This is a genomic window from Pseudomonas sp. LBUM1663 (assembly GCF_059695905.1).
The window spans coordinates 6,475,600-6,491,339 of record NZ_CP166792.1 but is presented as its reverse complement, the minus strand read 5'-3'; the positions used below and the strand labels follow the sequence as shown (position 1 = coordinate 6,491,339).

16 protein-coding genes are annotated in these 15,740 nt (G+C 55.0%); 10 read left to right on the top strand and 6 right to left on the bottom strand.

Annotation, left to right across the window (positions count from 1 at the left end):
- The 9 genes from ACA075_RS29815 (at position 1) to ACA075_RS29775 (ending at position 8,219) form a co-directional block, all read left to right on the top strand.
- Complete coding sequence (locus ACA075_RS29815; protein WP_497296670.1) at positions 1-1,020, top strand: tetratricopeptide repeat protein; 1,020 nt, start codon at positions 1-3, stop codon at positions 1,018-1,020.
- 16 nt (positions 1,021-1,036) lie between these two features.
- Complete coding sequence (locus tag ACA075_RS29810; protein WP_497296669.1) at positions 1,037-4,120, top strand: hypothetical protein; 3,084 nt, start codon at positions 1,037-1,039, stop codon at positions 4,118-4,120.
- 2 nt (positions 4,121-4,122) lie between these two features.
- The gene (locus ACA075_RS29805; protein WP_497296667.1) at positions 4,123-4,866 is read left to right on the top strand and encodes a hypothetical protein; all 744 of its coding nucleotides are present in this window, start codon (positions 4,123-4,125) and stop codon (positions 4,864-4,866) included.
- Positions 4,867-5,111: 245 nt separating this feature from the next.
- Positions 5,112-5,561 (top strand): hypothetical protein, encoded by a 450-nt coding sequence (locus ACA075_RS29800; RefSeq protein WP_497296666.1) that lies wholly within the window; start codon positions 5,112-5,114, stop codon positions 5,559-5,561.
- A gap of 102 nt (positions 5,562-5,663) precedes the next feature.
- On the top strand, positions 5,664-6,194 hold the full coding sequence (locus ACA075_RS29795) for a tetratricopeptide repeat protein (protein ID WP_497296665.1): 531 nt from the start codon (positions 5,664-5,666) through the stop codon (positions 6,192-6,194).
- A gap of 61 nt (positions 6,195-6,255) precedes the next feature.
- Positions 6,256-6,753, top strand: coding sequence for a lysozyme inhibitor LprI family protein (locus ACA075_RS29790; protein ID WP_497296664.1), 498 nt, complete (start codon positions 6,256-6,258; stop codon positions 6,751-6,753).
- Positions 6,754-7,053: 300 nt separating this feature from the next.
- Positions 7,054-7,446 (top strand): lysozyme inhibitor LprI family protein, encoded by a 393-nt coding sequence (locus ACA075_RS29785; protein ID WP_497296663.1) that lies wholly within the window; start codon positions 7,054-7,056, stop codon positions 7,444-7,446.
- Between the two features lie 16 nt (positions 7,447-7,462).
- Positions 7,463-7,774, top strand: coding sequence for a hypothetical protein (locus ACA075_RS29780; protein WP_497296662.1), 312 nt, complete (start codon positions 7,463-7,465; stop codon positions 7,772-7,774).
- A gap of 13 nt (positions 7,775-7,787) precedes the next feature.
- On the top strand, positions 7,788-8,219 hold the full coding sequence (locus ACA075_RS29775; protein ID WP_497296661.1) for a hypothetical protein: 432 nt from the start codon (positions 7,788-7,790) through the stop codon (positions 8,217-8,219).
- A gap of 55 nt (positions 8,220-8,274) precedes the next feature.
- On the opposite strand, the gene ACA075_RS29770 is transcribed toward ACA075_RS29775, so the two are convergent.
- Positions 8,275-8,658 (bottom strand): DUF6124 family protein, encoded by a 384-nt coding sequence (locus ACA075_RS29770; protein WP_497296660.1) that lies wholly within the window; start codon positions 8,656-8,658, stop codon positions 8,275-8,277.
- A 502-nt stretch (positions 8,659-9,160) separates the two neighbouring features.
- Between ACA075_RS29770 and ACA075_RS29765 the strand changes: the two genes are divergently transcribed.
- Positions 9,161-9,550 (top strand): hypothetical protein, encoded by a 390-nt coding sequence (locus tag ACA075_RS29765; RefSeq protein ID WP_008150118.1) that lies wholly within the window; start codon positions 9,161-9,163, stop codon positions 9,548-9,550.
- A gap of 252 nt (positions 9,551-9,802) precedes the next feature.
- Here ACA075_RS29765 and ACA075_RS29760 read toward each other — a convergent pair whose 3' ends face one another.
- From ACA075_RS29760 to exbD, 5 genes are all read right to left on the bottom strand, one after another.
- The gene (locus tag ACA075_RS29760; protein ID WP_497296658.1) at positions 9,803-11,203 is read right to left on the bottom strand and encodes an aminoacyl-tRNA deacylase and HDOD domain-containing protein; all 1,401 of its coding nucleotides are present in this window, start codon (positions 11,201-11,203) and stop codon (positions 9,803-9,805) included.
- A gap of 78 nt (positions 11,204-11,281) precedes the next feature.
- The gene (recG, locus tag ACA075_RS29755; protein ID WP_403099836.1) at positions 11,282-13,357 is read right to left on the bottom strand and encodes an ATP-dependent DNA helicase RecG; all 2,076 of its coding nucleotides are present in this window, start codon (positions 13,355-13,357) and stop codon (positions 11,282-11,284) included.
- A gap of 9 nt (positions 13,358-13,366) precedes the next feature.
- Positions 13,367-14,296 carry a hydrogen peroxide-inducible genes activator gene (locus ACA075_RS29750; protein ID WP_219094646.1) on the bottom strand — a complete coding sequence of 310 codons (930 nt, stop codon included), beginning with the start codon at positions 14,294-14,296 and terminating at the stop codon, positions 13,367-13,369.
- Positions 14,297-14,564: 268 nt separating this feature from the next.
- A complete protein-coding gene (locus ACA075_RS29745; protein WP_461977860.1) occupies positions 14,565-15,314 on the bottom strand; it encodes an energy transducer TonB family protein in 750 nt (249 codons plus the stop codon).
- A complete protein-coding gene (gene exbD, locus ACA075_RS29740) occupies positions 15,311-15,739 on the bottom strand; it encodes a TonB system transport protein ExbD (protein WP_109626740.1) in 429 nt (142 codons plus the stop codon). Before exbD ends, ACA075_RS29745 begins: the two co-directional genes overlap by 4 nt.
- Position 15,740 lies beyond the last annotated feature (1 nt).

Below are 15,740 nucleotides of genomic sequence, written 5' to 3'. Positions count from 1 at the left end.
ATGAATGGTGTTTTGAAGAAGAGCAATGGCTTCGCGGTAGCGGTTTTCGCCGCGTCACTGCTGTACCTGTTTCATGGCAGCGTTTATGCGGATGAGTGCCCATCCGAGGGCTTTGCTCAGTTCCTTCCGGCGTTCTCTGCGAATGCAGAAACGCAGCAGCGCCTGACTGCCATGACAGTGAAGTTGCTTGTTTTAAAGCCCGCGGGGGAGAGCGGTAATTTTGAGCCGCAAACGACGGGAGTCAACAGCTCCACATTGGCATTTCCACTGATCGCACCCATAGCCACAGATAAGACAAAAGGTGTCGAAGTCGAAGCGGTCGACGACAGTCACTTCAACGTCGTGGATAAGCGAGCGGGTAACAGCAACATCAAGATCTTGAATTTTTCTCGTCAGGCATGTTGGGTGCTTGAGGGTGTTGAAGACTGGTCGATCAGTGAGAAAGACCTGGGTGTGGCGAGTAAGCCGAGCATGAGCGAGGCGGAGAATTTCTGCTTTCAGCGCGCGGAAGTCTTCGGGGGACTGGGGGGGCTGGAGCTATACCGGTTGACGGGCGAATTTTTTGAGGCCTCGCTGGAAAACTATCTGTGTGCGGCGGCTTCAGGGGATCCTCAAGCCAGCTTGAATGCTGCCAGTTTGAGTCTTTCGGGGATGGCCCCGCAGTTGGAGACGGAGAAGGTTGAGGCGCTTTTTAAAGCGGCTGCGACCACTCTCGCTGATGGGGCTGCCTCACTATCCACGTTTTATTGTTACGGAAACAACCCTGCGGCTGAAGGCCCTTGCCTGCATCCCGAACAATCTGAAAAGGAGCTCATTCGCGCTGCCTCAATGGGCTCTGCGAGCGCAATGAATTACTTGGGTTACTCCTTTGAAGAAGGAAGGCTTGTTACTAAAGATATGTCGAGAGCTCTGGCGTGCTATCGCCTAGCTGCCGATCAGGGTAACGACACCGCCATCAGAAACATGAAACGTTTGAATACGCAAAACGCTGATGCTACCAAAGCCAGCTATTGCTATTAATTTGCAGGAAGCAGAAATGACCGAACCACTTGATTTAAGAAACCAGTACACCGGCGGTGATTACGTATACCTGATGGGTGGTGATGGCCAGCAAACAAACGCCGCGGGGAAAAAGCTGATCGATTGTTCTCATATGGTGAACCTGTTGCTCACTGGAGCGGGGTACCAAATTCCGTATGAGGAGACGAGAACGATGAATGTCTCCGGTTATTACACGGAGGTGGCTCCAGCAGAGGTCAAGAAGGGCGATATCGCCCTTTGGATCGATATTCTTCCCCTTACCGGAGGCTCCCGTCGTTTGTTTCATACCGGTATCGTCATGGATTTCAACCCGGCTTCTAGCGGCGGCAAAATCTTTGGTGCTCAAACCACGAACGGGCCTTCGGAGGCTTTTTTCGGTAATAACCCTCCGGCGTATTACTGGCCTGTACCGACAAAGTTCTTGAGAGCAAAAGAGCAATATAGGTCGGGTGCGGCACCAGCGGCCGCTCCCGCACCGACACCTGCTCCTGCATCGGCAGGTCCAGCACCTGTTATGAGCTTCCAATATCCGTTCCGTAAGGCTGACGGTAAACAGTTCACCGATGCAGAAGATGTGTACAAAACTCTCGAAAATGAAAAATCAGGCCATTACCTGTTGGGTAGCAATAAGTTTTGGCATGGAGGCATCCACATCAGCGATGCAAGTGCCCCACAATGTGTCCTGAATGAGCCGATACGCTGCATGGCCGATGGCGAAGTCGTTGCTTATCGCCTTAATGAGGATTATCTGGAATCGACCTTCGGAGACAACGAGAAAAAACTGAAGTACTCCAACTCCTTCTGCCTAGTGCGCCATGAATACAAGTCGGCGCCAAACCCGGAAGAAGGGCCGAGTAAAGGCAAGCAAAACAAGCTGAATTTCTACAGTCTGTATATGCATTTGCTACCTTATAAGCGCTATCCGCTATCCCCGGATGAAACGCCAAAACCGAAGGTGACCATGAAGGTCGGGGACTTCAAGGCTTATGACGAGGCGCCCTTGTCAAGTGACATAACCTCTCCCGGTAAACTGACTAACGGCACCAAGCTTGAAGTTCTTGAGCAGAAGGACATCAACAACCTCACCTACGCCAAAGGCAAAATTCTTTCCGGCAGCGTGAAGGCTGGTTCGCACAAAGTTCGCGACGTAGGTGCTGAAATTTGGTTCGCTTATTTGAAGGATGGCGAGCCATACAAAAACACCCAGCATCATCGTATTTGGACGGCAGACGCCATACCAGAACGAGCAAGGCCAAATTACTGGCAAGGAAAGGTTAAAGCTAGGGCGTCTAAACGTCTGCCACTGCATCAGAATCCGGCGAATCCAACAAACGGGCAACCTGCCGGTGCGCCCGTCGATGGTGGCCTGGAGTTGGCCGTCAATAGTGTTATCGAGTTTGATAGCAAGGAAGTTGTTAACCTTGTGGTTGGCAACAAATTGCGGCGCATGGGCTCATGCAAACTTGTGTCTGGCGGAGTGTGGCAGCCAACGGGGAATGCACCGCCGACATTCTGGACGACCGTCGAAAACGATCCAGCAAGTCAGTATGTGCAGTGGGAGACGGTGACTCCTACGGACTTTGATAGCGTTGTATCAACCAGTACCGGCATCAAGGCTGGCGATCCGATTGGATACCTGGGGCAGACGGATAATCTCACTAGCGAGCAAGGAGCGTCGGACAGCAAGTTTCAGGTTCACGTCGAAATATTCACCGCCGAGTCGGAAGTGAAAGATTTCCTCAAAAACCTCGCTGGCCTTAAAACAGGTAAGCAGTACCTTCAATTGCCGACCGGAACAGAGCTCAAGAAAGTAGCCCCGGCGACCGGCACGACTCCGCTAAAGCTTGACCACGCCGTCGACCTAGGGAAGGCCCAAGTGATCAAGGTCGGTACAGAAGACTGGTACAGCGTTAGCATCACCGACGACGGTCAACCCGTCAGCGGACTGGTAAAAAAAGCAGGGGCGAAAATCATCACCCAGCACGACTGGGAAAAACTGGGGTTCCAGATTGTTGAAGAAACAAACGCTACGGCGGATGGTTTCCTTGATCCCGAAGACATGCCGCAGTTCTTCAAAGATTTGTTCGCCAAAATTGACACAAACCACGACGGTCAAGTCGATTCGGCGGAGCTCGCGAATGCGTTAAAAAATGCTGAAACGCGTTCACGGTGGTCGAAGCTGATCGCTCATCATCCGACCGAGTGGAAGGACAAAGCGGACTCTGCAAAGTGGAGCAAGCTGGATCAGCTATTGGAAACCTCCCCGAAGACGTTGAAGCACGAAAAAGAGCGTATTACCAAGTATGTTTTTTGGGATGAGCTCGCGGGAAAGGCGGCTATCAGTTCTAGCTTGATTTGGCATTTTCATCCGATAGCGTTGCTTGATAATTTCATGAGTCAATCCGTATACATCGATGTAGAGCGATTCGTTGCAATGTATGCCGAACAGCACGCGTCTTTCCAAGCTGAATCTCCCGCACTTTCAGCAAAATCGAAGGATAATCTCAGGGAAATTGTAAAAAATATAAATATATACGTTGATAAAAATAGAGAAATGCTGACGATATATGAATTGTCATATATGTTCGCAACGGCTAGGCATGAAGCATATAACTACACTATTGCCGAGTACTTTAGCGCTGCCCCGGAGATCGGGCCGGTTAGTTATTTCGACAAATATGATCCCGTTCTTGCAACTAGTGCTGCGCATAGGGAGAGAGCGATAGGTAATGGAAACACCGTCCAGGGTGACGGTTTTAAATACCGCGGACGTGGCTTGGTGCATTTGACATGGAAAAACAACTATCAGAAAGCCAAAGATTATTTCGGGATAGATTTTGTTGGAAGTCCTGAAGAGGCCGCTGGGTTTAAAAATTCAGTACCCATTATGATTTGGGGCATGAAAGAGGGCATTTTTACCAATCAAAAATTGGGCACCTATGTAAATAACACCACCAAAGATTATCAAGGCGCTCGTAAAGTTATCAACGGTTCTGATCAGAAAGTTCTGATCGCGAGTTATGCCACTAAATTTGAAGCTATTTTGAGAGCTACATCCGTAGCGCCGGAGACTCGATAAGAATGAAAAAGAAAAACCTGTTTGCGTTGTTGTTCATTGGTCTCTCGTTTACCGTATCTGCTGCTGAAAAAGCAAAAGTCCCTGCGGGCGATGTTTATGAAGTAGATAAAGCGACTCAGAGCCTGAAAGTTAGCTGGTCGGGCGGAAGCAAAACTATTGAAGGTGTCATTGGTGATAAAGGAGAAGTTACCAGGGACTTCGTTGACTTTAATGGCGCTAAAGCTTTGCACTATGAAAACCTGGCGTCAAGCACCCCGTTTGAAGCGTACTTTACACTGAGTAGGCAAGGAGACAATGTCGTTGTCGATTGCATATATGCAAATATTCGTAATGACAGAAACGGTGTTCTCATCAACAAAGCTGTTTGTGACCTTAACAGACCGCTCGTCGAGGATTATGAGGAGTCGATTTATGAGTTCTCTGACGAGTGGAAGAATGCTGCGGGAAAAGTTTCAATAGAGTCTTTGACTAAGACTCCAGCGGTGGCTTTGAATGTGGATGAGGCTCAGTACAAGGACATCCATTTGGTGAGAACCTATAAATCTCAGGACGATTTGGTGTCTAAATCTCCATCAGTTGCTATTACGCAAGGCAGCATCCGTCATCAGTTCAACTCTGGCACAATATTTTCTGTATATAAGGTGAGTGATTTGAAGTCTCCTCAGTATTTAGAAGTGGCGGCGAAGGGAATTGAAAAAGCGTTTACACGCTATGATCATGAAGGTTTGAAAGCTTTGTTGAAATAACCTTGATATTAGATAGAAAAGGGGCGCCTATTTTTTTTGGTGAGTGATGTTCAGCAAAAATAAATTCACCCCCTTTCCTTTACTCAACGCGATTTTATATCGCGCTAATTTCGTAAAAGTATCGTAAAAGGGACAGATTTATTTATGAGGTAGTTAGCTATCGATAAATAAATCTTTGCTCTTTTCACCTCATGCTGTTGTTTTATCCCTGGTATTTCACCCGATTAAATTGAGGATTGAAGACAGTGACTCGCTTTTTCTTGTGCTTTGTTAGCGCGTTAGCGTGCTATGTCACTCTGCCGCTTTCGTCTGCGCTCGCTACTCCGCAGGTTATCAAGAAGATTCCGGTCAATTTAATGAGTGATGCATCACGTCAAAATGTGTTTGTGCTGACCGGTGATACCGATGAGGCTTATCGCCGCCTGCTGATCGCGCCTGAGCAAGGGGCCAGCGACGACATTTTGCTGGATACTTCCAACGCTTTACCGTTAATCAAAAGCCGATATTCAGCGGCCATGAGTGAAGGTTTCAGCGTCAACGTGATCAACAGTCCGGCGGGCGTGCTTACGGTTGTCGATTTGCAAGGGGAGCCCGTATCAGTCAAGCAGTCTTCCGCTGAAGCTGGGGACGCGCTTGTGCTTGTCAGTAACGAAGAAGATAACGGCGTTTACAACTTCAATCTGGTGTTTCGCTAAAACAAAAACTCAAAACAGTTTGAGCTGAGGAGCCTGGCGCAGGTAACCAACAACGAGTCCTGTGATCGCTCGGTAGTCAGTGTTGAAGAAGTACCGATAAGCATGATCGGTGAAGCCTCGTTGAGGTCTTTCGATGGGCGCAAGGTGTTTGAGCAGTTGCATGACCTTCACGTTAAGCGACCCGCCGAGGGCTACAAAAAACTGATGATGTCGGATATCGCGTACCAGTTCGACCAGGCGCTGGCGCTGTATCGAAGAGGGGAGACTGAGGCTGTTTCGAGGGTTATGGCGAATTTTTTGATGGATGGCGGCGAAGGCCATTGCTATCCGTACAGCTACATCGCGCAGAAGTATGACTTCGCTCAATCGCCAGGCTGGTCTAACGACGTCGGTTTTCTATTGGGTGAGTCCGGCTATTACGATGAGTCCATTGTGTTGTTGAGCGCGGTTATTGCCAGAAACCCCGGCAGAACAGTGACCTATCTGAACCTCGCGGATAGTTACTGGGGCGTGAAAGATAAAGTGCGGGCGGCGCAGGCTTACAAGTGGTATGCCTCGTTGATGACCGGCGCGGGCAAGGGATCGAAGATTCCTGATCGAGTGGCTGAGCGCAGTAAAGGAGCGGTGGACTAATGGGCGGGCCGGCTGTGACGAATAAAAAAATGGAGCTTCGCAGTAGCGTGGAGGCCCAGCAATGAGCACAACACTTAAGAGGCTTGTAATCGCGTTGACGGGCATCGTTTGGGCGGCGTCGATGATCTCGGCGAAAGCCCAGGAAACCTGCAAACCCGACAGCTTCGCCAATCCCGATTTGATCATTTGCGGTCAGCAAAGCCTCGAGAGAGTCGATGCCGTGTTGAATGACCAATACAAGAAAGTCCTGGTCAGCTTGTCTCCCGCAGACAAGAAGCAACTGACCAATGTGCAAAGAAAGTGGGTGCGTTTCAAGGAAACGTATTGTGAGGATATCTATCAGTCCGCTTTGCCGGGAGCGGAGGCGCCCATCGAGAGGCTTGCGTGTTTGGCGCGTGCAACCAATGCCCGGTTGGGTGAGCTCATTTATCTACAGACAGGGCTGCCGAATGATGGCTTTTACAAAGCGGCATCGCTGATGGCAGGGCAGGATCGCGAAAACGGCTTGACGGCCTCGATCAATCTGTTGGGAGGGGGTGAGTTCAACCCTCCGATTTGAGGTGAAAAGGGGACGGATTTATTTATGATGATGCGGTCGCCAATAAATAAATCCGTCCCCTTTTCCTCTGCTACGAATGCGGATCGGTTGCCATCGGATTCGTTGAGCCAAATAGTTCGGGATATTTTGGTTGATTTTGTATACCAAGGTTTTACTTCGCGGCCGAAGCCGATGCGTGCGGGTATGTTGGATGATGTTGATGGTTTAATTAATTATATTGAAACCACGCCAGGCATGAATATGTATGAGCAAGGTCGCCAAAGAGCAAATTATCTTAGAAAAAACCGATAGGAAACTGTTATGAATATTAAAATTCTGCTCGTTTGTTTGTTTTTTTCTCGTTTCGCTTTAGCTGACGAGCCGGACTGTAAAAATATAACGGTAAGTGCGCAAGTTGATGAATGTGTTAAATATGCCAAAGAGTCAGCTGACCTAAAACTGAATTTGGCCTATAAAAAACTTATTGCTAGGGTTAAGTCACAATATGATGTAGATCCGGCATTGGGAGATAAATTTTTGGCTAAATTAAAAGCATCGCAGTTAGCATGGATTAAGTTGAGAGACACCAACTGTCCATTGGAAGCTTTTGAAATAGAAGAAGGTAAGCCTGCATACATAACTGTTGTCAATAATTGCATCGCCAGGATGAGCTTAGAGCGATCGGATTATTTAGATGGGACGATGAAGGATTAAGAAATGAAAAAATGGATTGTCGCTGTATCGTCTGTCGAAAATCTTGCCTGTTTGGCACATGCAACCAGTTGCCCGCTTAGGTGAGCTCATTTATCTACAGACAGGTATGCCGAATGATGGCTTTTACAAAGCTGCATCGCTGATGGCAGGGCAAGATCGCGAAAGCGGTCTGAAGGCCTCCATCAATCTGCTGGGAGGGGGGGACTTCGACGATCCGGTTTGGAAGCAATATGCGGATGGACAGTGCGAGATGAGTTTCCGTTTGTTTCATGAAGACCTTGCTTATTGTGCTGTGCGAATGCGCTTTCAGTTACCTATGAACCGCTGAAGGAATGATCGGTTTGAAATATTTTTCTTCGTTCTTTGTAGCCCTGCTACTCCTCTATCCGATGGCGGCTCACAGCGAGGTCACAACTGAGGTTTCTTGTTTTCGTTCTCTGGAAGGCAAAAACATCAATTTCGAATTCACAACCTATTACGACTCGGTCACCAAATGGAGCGGCGCGGGGGTTAGGTATAGCAAGTCGAAGAAGGCCATTCCTCTCGTCTATCGGAACACTGAGGAAGAAATCATGACGGAAGACGGGCCGTATCAGTTCACGACGACTTGGGTGGAGGTTTCTGACGGTGTGGTGACGGGGGAGTATGAAAGGGCAACTCAGGGGGCTCGGGTTAACTCGATGTACTACACGAATTACAAATCCGGTAAGAAGTATTCGTTCGATCAAGATATCAGCATGGAGGCGTCACCTGAGACAGGCTGTCAGTGGTGAGTCGAGATCATCGAGAAAGGGGACTCAACGTCCCCTTTTTTATTCCGTGGCTCCGTTACACCTTCGCTCGGTGCTCCGCCGGATTCGGCGAATCAATGTGATCCAGCGCTCGCTCCACCAACAACCGGACCCCATCCGCCAATCTGCTTAGCGCCAAGGCTAAGGAGCGTCGTGCTCCGTCTACGTCGTCGGCCAGGTTGGCGGCGATGGCGCTGATGGACAGCAGGTCTTCCGAGGCGTTGGCCAGGAGGGCTTCGGTGTCGATGTTGGGGGCGACGGCGAAGAGGTTGCCTTTGCGAGGCTTGGGTTTGTCGCCGGGTGGTGCGGCGAAATGGTGGTTGAGGGCGCGTTCGGCGGCTTCGTGGAGTTTCTTCGAATCGAGGGATTCGTAGGGGGATGTGGCTTCGTTTTGTGGTGGATTGGGTGTTGGTTTGATCATTGGTAATTTCCGATATGTGGTTTAGATGTAGCTGTCTCCTCTTCGCTTGCATTCGAATAAGGGTGGCAGCCGTGCGCAGGTGTGCAAGACCGGGCATATCGGACCCCGGCAGACCCCAAAGGGACCTCCCACGCACAGCCGCCATAAAGCATTTACAACGAGCAGAAAGACGCTCGATGTTCGGTTTGGCGACCGTGCGGCGATATGTACCGGACTTGCACGTCCGTGTCACCGATTTTGCGGTAACGAACAAAGACTATCGGCGAAGCCCAGGGCTGCCTAGTTCACGAACAGCGCCACGTGTTGCAGGAAACTTCCGATAGCGTCGAACGTAGAAACTTCAAAAGATCTTCGCTTTTAAACACAGGCGTTTCGTCAATGACTTGGTAGTCATCAGCGTCAAAAACCACGGCATCTTCTTCTATCGCTGCACAACAGTGGCGTTCTCGCTTGAAGCCGCTACACTGCGCCGGCCGTTCACTTTTCTCTTGAGGCTGTGCGCATGAAATTTCGTTTTCTTCTGTGGATGCTGGGTTTGTTGATGGGTAAGGCCAGTCGGACTAATCCTGCGTTTCAGCAGCAGTTGGGTGACAAGGAATTGGTGTTCCAGCTACAGACCCTGGACGGGAAGGTGGCGCGGCATTTCTTTGTGAAGGATCAGCGCATTACCAGCAAGTCGGGCGTGTATGCCGAGCCGGCGTTTGCGATTGCCTTTAAAGATGCGGCGTATGGCTTTGCCACGATGCAGGCGAAGAACAAGCAGTTGGCGTTCATGACGGGGATTCAGGACAAGTCGATTCAGATTAAGGGCAACCCGGCTCTGGTGATCTGGTTTCAGGGGTTGACCAAGTATTTGAAGCCTAGGAAGGCGAAGGCAAAAGCCAAGGCTTGAGGTCGATGATTAACCCTGTGGCGAGGGGGCTTGCCCCCGTTGGGCTGCGAAGCGGCCCTCAAACCTGAGACTGGGTTGTATCAGGCGTACCGTGTTGGCTGGGTTTGCGACTGCTGCGCAGTCGAACGGGGACAAGTCCCCTCGCCACAGGGGTTGGGGTGATTCAGTTGGATCGGGGTGGATTTATCGCGGGCAAGCCCGCTCCCACAGGGATTGCGTAAATCCTGTGGGGGTGGGCTTGCCCGTGGTGCTTTAGGCCTGGCTGAATTGCGAGGCGAGTTCGCGCAGCAGCACTTCAGCTTCGAGGACTTTGCTGACAACGTCGTTGGCTTTTTCGCGAGTCAGTCCTACGCGTTCCAACAATGCATCCGGTATGTCTTCATCCGGGCCGGAGCCGATGCCGCGGCCGCGTAGCATGCGCACCGCCAGGCACACGAGGTTCGGGTATTCCGCGTAGTCGCCGTCGTAGTGCGGGTCGTGCTGGAAGCGCAGGGCGGTGGCCAGTTCTTCGGGCATGTCCCAGTAGCGCATCAGCCATGAGCCGATCTGTTCGCGGCTGATGCCGAGCAGGTGTTGCTCGACGTAGCTGTGGCACAGGTGCTGGTTGACTTCCAGGTGGCGGCAGATCAGTGAGAAGTGCGGCGGGAAGACGTGGGCCAGCAGCAGGTAGCCGAAGTTGTGCAGCAGGCCGGCGAGGTAGGTCAGGCCGGCTTCCGGGCGCTGGGCGCGGGGCATGGCGCGGGTCAGGCCTTCGATGACGGCGGCGGTGTAGATCGATTGCTGCCAGTACGGCGTGGCGTGTTGCGGGTGGTCTTTGGGCAGGCTCAGGGTTTTGCCCAGGGCCAGGCCGAGCGCGAGGTTGATCACCAGGTCGAAACCCAGGACTCGCACAATCGCGTCTTCTACTGAACGAATCTTGCCCGGCGAAGCGTAGTACGGCGACGCAGCCCAGCTCACCACTTGTGCGGCCAGCGCCGGGTCGGTTTCGACGACGCCGGTGATGTCGTCGATGGTGGCGTTGGGGTCGACGCGCAGTTTGATGATTTTCTGCGCGGTCTCGGCCAGCGGCGGAATCTCGATGGTCTCTTCCAGGCGTTGCTGGATGCGTCGCGCGGTGAACACTTGAACGGCCTGGGTGATTTCCTTGCGGTCATCGTCGGGGCGGTCGAGGTTGGGGCGGATGCTGGTCAGGTTCTCGCCGAAATTGGCGGCGCTGGCCTTGGTCAGCATGGTCTTGAAATCTTCGCTGGTGATTTCCAGCAGCAGGCCCGGTTCGCCCGAGTTGATCAGCAACTTCGGTTCGCGCAGCAGGCATTCTTCGTACAGGCACGGCGAACTGGTCAGCGCCGGCAGGCCGGGCAACAGGCTCAAGCTGTGCTTGCCAAGCATTTTCACCAGGCGTTCGGTGGGCACGGCGGTGAGGCGGCGGCCGGTCAGTTCGGCGAGGCGATTGAGGTCGAGCAACTGGCTTTGCGGGAACAGCACCATCAGGGCGCCGACCGCGTCGTCCACCAGAACGGCCTGCACTTTGCGCGAGGCGTTGAGGCCGTGGTGGTCGAGCACTTCTTCGTAGGCAATGCCCAACTTGCCCAGCAGCAACCGAATAACAGACGGAGCGTGCAGGGGTTCCGGGGCGAGGGCAGCTTCAGTCATAGTCTGTATCCGTATTCAAACAATTGCAGGAGTATAACCAGCTTGTTTAAAAGCATCGCCGACAAACTGCGACGGTGCTCACACTTGGCCGTATTGCTGCCCATGGCGCAGCCAGCGGTCGAGCAGCGGGCTGACATGGTCCGGCCAGCGCTCCAGCAAAGCCTGGGCGGCGTCGCGCACGGCGGGCAAAAGATCGGCGTCGCGCATCAGGTCGGCGACCTTGAATTGCAGCAGGCCGGTCTGGCGCGTGCCGAGCATTTCGCCGGGGCCGCGCAGTTCGAGGTCTTTTTCGGCGATGACAAAACCGTCGTTGGTTTCGCGCATGATGCCCAGGCGCTGACGGCCGATCTGTGACAGCGGCGGATGGTAGAGCAGCACGCAATGGCTCGCGGCGCTGCCTCGACCGACGCGGCCGCGCAATTGGTGCAGTTGCGCGAGGCCGAGGCGCTCGGGGTTTTCGATGATCATCAGGCTGGCGTTTGGTACATCGACGCCCACCTCGATCACGGTGGTGGCGACCAGCAGTTGCAGGTTGCCGGCCTTGAACTCGGCCATGACGGCGGCTTTCTCGGCGGGCTTCATGCGGCCGTGGATCAGGCCGACCTTCAACTCGCCGAGGGCTGCGGTGAGGTCTTCGTAAGTGGTTTCGGCGGCCTGGCAGGTCAGCTCTTCCGATTCTTCGATCAGCGTGCACACCCAATAGGCCTGGCGCCCTTCGGCACAGGCGCCGCGCACCCGCTCGATGACTTCCACGCGCCGGGTGTCGGTGACTAGCACCGTGTTGACCGGGGTTCGGCCGGGCGGCAGTTCGTCGAGGATCGAGGTGTCGAGGTCGGCGTAAGCGCTCATGGCCAGCGTCCGTGGAATCGGCGTGGCGGTCATGATCAGCTGATGCGGACACATCCGTCCGCCAACGCCCTTCTGGCGCAAGGCCAGACGCTGCTGCACGCCGAAGCGGTGCTGTTCGTCGATGATCGCCAGTGCGAGGTTCTTGAACTGCACTTCGTCCTGGAACAGCGCGTGCGTACCGACCACCATCGGTGCGCCGTTGGCGATCTGCTCCAGCGCGGCTACGCGGTTTTTGCCCTTGAGCTTGCCGGCCAGCCACGCGACTTCGATGCCCAGCGGTTCGAGCCAGCGCTTGAAGGTGATGAAGTGCTGTTCGGCGAGGATTTCGGTGGGCGCCATCAGGGCAACCTGATAACCGGCCTCCAGCGCCTGAAGGGCGGCGAGTGCGGCAACCACGGTTTTACCGGCGCCGACGTCGCCCTGAATCAGCCGCAGCATCGGCTCGTGCTGGCTGAGGTCGTAGGCGATTTCGTTGCCGACCCGTTGCTGGGCGCCGGTTGGCGTAAAGCCGAGATTGGCCAGGTATTGTGCCGGCAGCTTGGTAGCTTTCGGCATTGCCGGTGCGCGCAGGGAACGCATGCTCTCGCGCAGACGTTGCTGGGACAGTTGATGGGTCAGCAGTTCTTCGAAGGCCAAACGGTGCTGCGCCCAGTGATGGCCGAGGGCGAGTTCGTCGACGTCGGCATCGGCGGGCGGGTGATGCAGGTAGCGGATCGCATCGGCCAGCGGGGCGAGTTGATAGTCGCGGGCCAGTTCGGTCGGCAGCCAGTCGGGCAGGCTGGTCGGGCCGAGCATCGTCAGGGTTTGCATGCACAACTGGCGCAAGCGCTGCTGGGTCAGGCCTTCGGTGAGCGGGTAGACCGGGGTCAGGGTTTCATCCACTGGCGGCGGCTCGTCGCCGGTGATGGCGCGGTATTCCGGGTGATAGATTTCCAGCCCCGAGGCGCCGGGCCGGGCTTCGCCGTAGCAGCGAATCCGTGTGCCGCGTTTGAGGCCTTCTTTCTGGGCGTTGCTGAAATGGTAAAAGCGCAGGCTGAGCCCGCCGGTGCCGTCCTGCAGACGCACGACGAGGCTGCGGCGACGCCCCATGACCACGTCGGCGCCGCTGACGGTGCCTTCGATCACGGCGTCTTGCCCAGGTCGCAAATGGCCGATCGGGACCACGCGAGTGCGGTCCTGATAACGCAGCGGCAGGTGGAACAGCACGTCCTGGAGATTCTCCAGGCCGACCTTGGCCAGTTTCTCGGCCATGGCCTCGCCGACACCCTTGAGTGCCGTCACCGACACTTGCGACAACTCGGTCATGACTGCAACTTACGCCGCCACCACCGGCACCGGCGGCTTGGCCACCGAGCACAGGCGAATGGAGTCAGCGAGGATTTCAATCGCCTTCGGCCGCGGGAAGCTCGCGCGCCAGGCGATGGCCACGGTACGGAACGGTATCGGCGGCGTCAGTGGGCGCACTTCGATGATGCCGGGGGCGTAGTGATGGCTGTCGACTGCCGAGAGCGGCAGGATCGAGATGCCGAGGCCGGACGCGACCATGTGGCGAATGGTTTCCAGGGAGCTGGATTCCACCGTGGTGTGCTTGGCGCCGTCGTTGCCTTTGGCCAGGGTCGGGCAGGCTTCCAGCACTTGATCGCGGAAGCAGTGGCCTTCGCCGAGCAGCAGCAGGCTCTTGTCGTTGAGCAGGCTGGCGTCGATGGATTCTTTTTGCGTCCACGGATGCTGGGCCGGCATCAGGACGTAGAACGGCTCGTCGTAGAGTTGCAGGGTCAGGACGTCGGCTTCGTTGAACGGCAGGGCGATGATGATCGCGTCGAGTTCGCCGTTGCGCAGTTTGTCGCGCAGCACGTGGGTGAAGTTTTCTTCGATGTACAACGGCATCTGCGGAGCAACCCGGTGCAGTTGCGGAATCAGGTGCGGAAACAGGTACGGGCCAACGGTGTAGATCGCGCCGACTTTCAGCGGGGCGGTCAGCTGGTTTTTGCCAGCCTGGGCCAGTTCGCGAATGCCTTGGGCCTGTTCCAGGACTTTCTGCGCCTGGGCAACGATGCCTTCACCGACCGGGGTCAGGCGCACGGCACTCTTGCTGCGCTCGAAAATCAGCACACCGAGTTCGTCTTCAAGCTTTTTCACGCCCACCGACAGGGTCGGCTGGCTGACATGGCAACGCTCGGCCGCGTGGCCGAAGTGCTGCTCTTGGGCGAGGGTAACGATGTAGCGTAATTCTGTGAGAGTCATAGCAAGCGTCCATGAAGTTGCGAGCCAAGCATACCGGCTGCAATCGATAGACGCACGTTATCAGACTGAGTGTGCTGAGTGACACTGGGTAATGCCGGTTTGCCGCTGGCGGATATGCAAAAGGCACCTTTCGGTGCCTCTGTGGCTTTGCACATCACCCTGTTGGAGCGAGCCTGCTCGCGATGGCGGCTTAACAGTCAACATAGATGTTGAATGTGATGACCTCATCGCGAGCAGGCTCGCTCCCACATTTGGTTATTTGTTGCTGTTAGCGGCGGCGTTTTTCCAGTGAGTAGAGGAACGGCGCCGTGATTTCAATCGTGCCATTGGTCAGCATGTCGGCCGGCGGCTTGGGCAGCGGTTGGGCGAGGCGGATCATTTCCAGGGTGGCTCGGTCCAGATCAGCAACGCCTGAACGGCCCACCAGTTCGTACGACAACACATTCCCTTCGCCATCAACGATGAAGCGCAGACGGTTGGTGCCTTGCTTGCCCCGATTCTGTGCGCTCGCCGGGTACTTTTTGTACTTGCCCAAGTGCGCAAGCAGGGTGCCTTCCCAGCTGGCCTTGGCAGCCTGTTGCGCCGGCGATGGACCCGGTGCCGGCTGCGCGGATTTCTCCGTCGGTGCCTGGGTCGGTTGCGCGTCGCTAGGCTTCTCCTCGGACGGCTTCTCCTTCGGCGGCTCCGGCTTTTTCTCCACAGGCTTGGGCGGTTGTGGTTTGGGCTTGGGTTTGACCGGCTTCGGCACAACGATCTCGGCCTTCGGCACTTCGGCCAGTTTCGGGATCGGCAGTTCTTCCACCGGAGCTGGTGGCTGTGGCGGCGTTATCACCTTTGGCGGTGCCGGCGGCGGCGGGGCCGGAACCGGTGCCAACTCGACCATCATCGCCTGCGGCGGCAGCTCGATCGGTGGGCGCGCGGTCCAGTTCATCGCCAGCGCAATGGCCAGCGCATGGACGCCCAGCACCACGGCCAGGCTCCCGCTGTAACGCGTCAGTTTATGGCGCGTCGTGATCATTTCTTGACTGCCGTCTCGAGCCCGACCAGACCTACCTTCAGGTAACCGGCGGAGCGCAGGTTGTCCATCACGCTCATCAGGTCGCCGTAATCCACGCCTTTATCGGCCTGGAAGAAGATCGTTGTGTCTTTCTTGCCTTGGGTCCTGGCGTCGAGGGTGGCGCCGAGTGCTTCGGCCTTCACTTCTTCTTCGCCGAGGTACAGGCGCTGGTCAGCCTTGACGCTGAGGAACACCGGCTTCTCTGGCCGCGGTGCCGGTTTGGCGCTGGAGGCGGGCAGGTCGACCTTGATGTCCACGGTGGCCAACGGAGCGGCCACCATGAAGATGATCAACAGCACCAGCATCACATCGATGAACGGCGTGACGTTGATTTCGTGGTTCTCGGCCAGATCGTCGTCTGCGCCTTCTTTCAAATGCAAGCCCATG